General features: G+C 64.3%; 1 protein-coding gene and 1 tRNA gene. Both read right to left on the bottom strand.

What is annotated here, in order from left to right:
- Positions 1-106: 106 nt before the first annotated feature.
- Positions 107-178 (bottom strand) — tRNA-Gly (locus tag HW130_RS35200).
- A 138-nt stretch (positions 179-316) separates the two neighbouring features.
- Positions 317-652, bottom strand: a complete 336-nt coding sequence (locus HW130_RS35195) for an Lsr2 family protein (protein WP_177153821.1) — start codon at positions 650-652, stop codon at positions 317-319.
- Between the last annotated feature and the right edge of the window lie 321 nt (positions 653-973).

Below are 973 nucleotides of genomic sequence, written 5' to 3'. Positions count from 1 at the left end.
GCTCTACCAACTGAGCCACGTCCGCATTGCTGCCGCTCGGCTCTCACCGGGCGGTGCGTTCACCACTGTACCTGATCCACATCGGTGGACGGTAATAGTGGTGCAGAGCGGGTGACAGGAATTGCACACTGCGCCTTCCCCCTGGAAGGGGGATGTTCTGCTACTGAACTACACCCGCATGCTCGGTGGGCCGGGCCTTTTCGGGCCTTGCCCCTCGGCGTGCTCCAGACTCTAGCCGATCACCAGGGGTGCAGTGCAACTCGCTGTGCCACCGCCCGCGTCCGGGCGCCGCGCGCCGGCCTCCCGGGCCGACGGCTCAACTGGCCTCGCGGAACGCCTCGTAGACGCGCTTGGGGATGCGACCCCGGGCCGGCACGTCCATCTTGCGCGACTGTGCCCAGGCACGGACGGCGGCCGGGGACGGCTCGAGCGAGGTGTGCCGGTAGGCGACGCGTGACTTGTCGCGCTTGGTGACGTTCGTCATCTTCCGGCCCGCTGCCACGTACGGGGCCAGGGCCTTGCGCAGTTTCTTTGCGTTGGACGTATTGAGGTCGATCTCGTACGACTTCCCGTCGAGGCCGAACATGACCGTTTCCGCCGCTTCTCCTCCGTCGATGTCGTCGGAGAGCGTGACCACTACTCGCTGAGCCACGGATATCGGTCCTTTCACTGCGGTATCACCGGTTCTGACGTGCGGTGATACCGGCTTTTCGGCCAACGAGGGGCAATGCTGCTTTCCTCTGCATTCCTTTGTACAGCGGATGGCCACGCATTGTGAAGCCCCGGCAATATTCTGCGCGTGTCCGCCACAAAGGCGTCAGGGATTCTTATCCGGGATTTCGCTGCGGGGCCCCGAGGTATCTACTCGCGTAGATTTTCGAGCCGGGTACGCTGAGGGAACCGCCCTCGCAACACACCACCGGGAGTGCCCGTGGCTCGCGTCGTAGTCGACGTCATGCTCAAGCCCGAGATC

Source organism: Streptomyces sp. PKU-EA00015 (genome assembly GCF_013387495.1).
Lineage (GTDB): Bacteria > Actinomycetota > Actinomycetes > Streptomycetales > Streptomycetaceae > Streptomyces.
This window is presented reverse-complemented; position numbering and strand designations above follow the sequence as displayed.